Origin of the sequence: Pseudomonas sp. TNT3 (assembly GCF_010095445.2) — a bacterium.
Taxonomy (GTDB): Bacteria; Pseudomonadota; Gammaproteobacteria; order Pseudomonadales; family Pseudomonadaceae; genus Aquipseudomonas.
The window spans coordinates 1-2,556 of the sequence record NZ_WFGV02000124.1; the positions used below are offsets into that span (position 1 = coordinate 1).

Genomic DNA, 2,556 nt, shown 5'->3' on the forward strand with positions numbered 1-2,556 from the left:
GGCCGCGTTGCCGGCGGCGGTGCCGGTGGAGGTCAGGCACACGCCCAGACCCCCGGTGGTGCGGGCATAGGCATCGGCCATGTTGGTGGCGCCGGCTTCGCCCCGGGCCATGACAAAGCGGATGTTGCCGCGTACAGCGAAGGCATCGAGGATCGGCATGTTGTGGATCGAGATCACGCCGAACGCGGCCTTGACGTCGCACTGTTCGAGGAACGCGGTGATGGCAGCGCCAACGGTCACAGTATTTTCATTACGCATGGCGGGACAGGCCTCCAGAAACATCGATATGGCTGCCTGTGGTGTAAGCCGACAGGGGCGAAGCCAGAAACAGGATCGCGCGGGCCGCTTCAATCGGCAGGCCCAGGCGCCCCAAGGGAATGTGTTTGCGTTGTGCGAGTTGGGCGGTCCATTGGGTCCAGTCCAGATCCCGCTCTTCGCGGGCTTCGAAACGTCGGCGCCATTGCCCGGATTCCACCAGGCCAATCAGGATGCCGTTGACCCGAATGCCGTCGGGGGCAAACTCGGTGGCCATCGAACGCACCAGGTTCATTACCCCGGCACGGGCGGCGGAGGTGGCGACCATGTGCGGTTCGGGCTGGCTGGCCAGCAGCGAATTGACGCAGACGATGGCGGCGTCCGCTTGACCTTGAAGCTGTGTCTTGAACGCACGGACCGGGTTGATCACCGAGAAGAACTTCAGGTTCAGCTCTTCGGTCCAGGCGCTGTCGGTGGTGTCGGCGAAGGTCGACACGCGGCCTTGCCCGGCGTTATTGACCAGCACGCTGGCCGGTCCCAATGCAGCGAGGCTGGCGGCGGCGAAGGCGTTGACTGAATCGGCGTCGAGCACGTTACAGACCCGGGCCAGCAACCGTGCCTCAGGAAAGCGTTGGCGCAAGGCGGTTTCGGCGTTGCGCAGGCGATCTTCGTCGCGACCGCAGAAGGCCACGGCCGCGCCGGCTTCGAGCAGCAACTCGACGCACGCCAGGCCAATGCCCGAAGAGCCGCCGGTGACGATGGCCGTGCGGCCTTGCAGTTGATAAAGGCTCATCTCAATCCCTCATCAAGGCCGTCACGCGGTTCTGACCGTCGTGGCCGGCGCCGCTGTTGTAATCGAGCAGACGCGACAACTCGTCGGCGCTGCGCCGCACTTGCAGGAGCAATTCGTTGAAGTTGACGTGGGCAATTTGCGTGGTCGGAATCGTCACGCCCAACGCCGCGACAATCTGCCCGGACTGATCGCGCACCGGTGCGGCAACGGTTGAAATGGCCGACTCGAAGAAGCCTTCACCGCTGACAAACCCGCGCTGACGGTCGGCCTGAACCATGTCGAACAGCTCCATCACGGTTTTCGGCGTGCAGGGCGAGAACTGTTCCAGATGATCTTCCGGGTACAGCTCACGCAACTCGGCGAGCGACAGGTCTTCGAGCAAAATGCGCCCCAGCACGGTGGCGTGGGCGGGCAGGCGAGTGCCGACGTTGACCGCGCTGGAAAATACCGACGGTGGCGAGACCTTGGCCACGTAGACGATCGAGCGGCCGTCGCGCACCACCAGGTTGCTCGGGTAGTTGAGGCGGTCGCACAACCGCGCCAGCAGTGGCTGGCCGAGTTCAGTGAGTTCCAGGGAGGCGAGGTATTCGAAGCCCAGGCGCAGCACCGACATGCCGAGGCGATATTCGTTGCCGCTGCGGGTGACGAAGCCCATGGTTTCCAGCGTCGTCAGCAGGCGAAAGATCGTCGAGCGCGGCAAGGCCAGGCGGCGGGCGAGTTCCGGCGCGGTCAGCGTGCGATTGCGCCGGCTGAACTCGCAGAGCAGCAGCAGGCCGCGCTCCAGTCCCGGCACGATGTATTTGTCCTGAGCGTCCTTCAGCAGATCTGAATCGTTCATAGCGATGCACCTGTCAGGGATTCTTTGATGGCGCAGGCCAGACGGCCCGCGACGACACACGGTTGTTCGATGGGGCTGGCGTGCCCGGCATCGGCAATCAGGTTGAACGTGCCGCCCAGCGCCTTGGCGAGGGGCAGGCAGCTTTCGGGCGGGGTGATGCCGTCGGCTTCCCCGCAATGCACTTCGCACGGCATCGACAACGGTGCGTGCCGCAGCAAGTCTTCGCCGCACAGCAATTCAATGGCCTGGCGATACCCGTCGGGCTTGAGCCGCGCCATGTTCCATTGCACCCAGGCGTGCGCCTTCGGGTTGGCGTTGGGCGACAGCATGTGCGCACTGCGTTGTTCGGCCATGCCTTGAATGCCCAGTTGCTCCAGCGCGCGCAGGCGTTTGCTGCGTACTTCCTGGCGCTGCAAGGCACGGGATGGATGGCCGTAACCCTGCGCCGGGCTGATCAACACCAGCCGACTGATGCGCTGTTGCTGCACACCGCTGGAAAACGCGGTGGCGGTGATCGCGCCGAGGGAATGACCCACCAGCACGCAGCGCTGGATACCCAGTGCGTCGAGCATCTGCAGCAGTCGCTCGGCATAGTCCGACGCATCGGGCGCCAGTGCCCGCAGCGGCGTGGAGTCACCGTAGCCGGGCGCGTCCCAGGCAATCACCCGGG

Annotated in this window: 4 protein-coding genes; all 4 read right to left on the reverse strand. The window is 64.8% G+C overall.

Annotated features, from left to right (window positions below; all coding sequences use genetic code 11):
* Positions 1-258: thiamine pyrophosphate-binding protein (locus GBC55_RS29630; RefSeq protein WP_247267077.1), on the reverse strand; the 258-nt coding region annotated here is incomplete at its 3' end.
* Positions 251-1,048, reverse strand: coding sequence for an SDR family oxidoreductase (locus GBC55_RS29635; RefSeq protein WP_162441205.1), 798 nt, complete (start codon positions 1,046-1,048; stop codon positions 251-253). The genes GBC55_RS29630 and GBC55_RS29635, both read right to left, overlap by 8 nt.
* A 1-nt stretch (position 1,049) precedes the next feature.
* Positions 1,050-1,886 (reverse strand): IclR family transcriptional regulator, encoded by an 837-nt coding sequence (locus GBC55_RS29640; RefSeq protein ID WP_162441206.1) that lies wholly within the window; start codon positions 1,884-1,886, stop codon positions 1,050-1,052.
* Positions 1,883-2,556: alpha/beta hydrolase (locus GBC55_RS29645; protein WP_247267078.1), on the reverse strand; the 674-nt coding region annotated here is incomplete at its 5' end. The genes GBC55_RS29645 and GBC55_RS29640, both read right to left, overlap by 4 nt.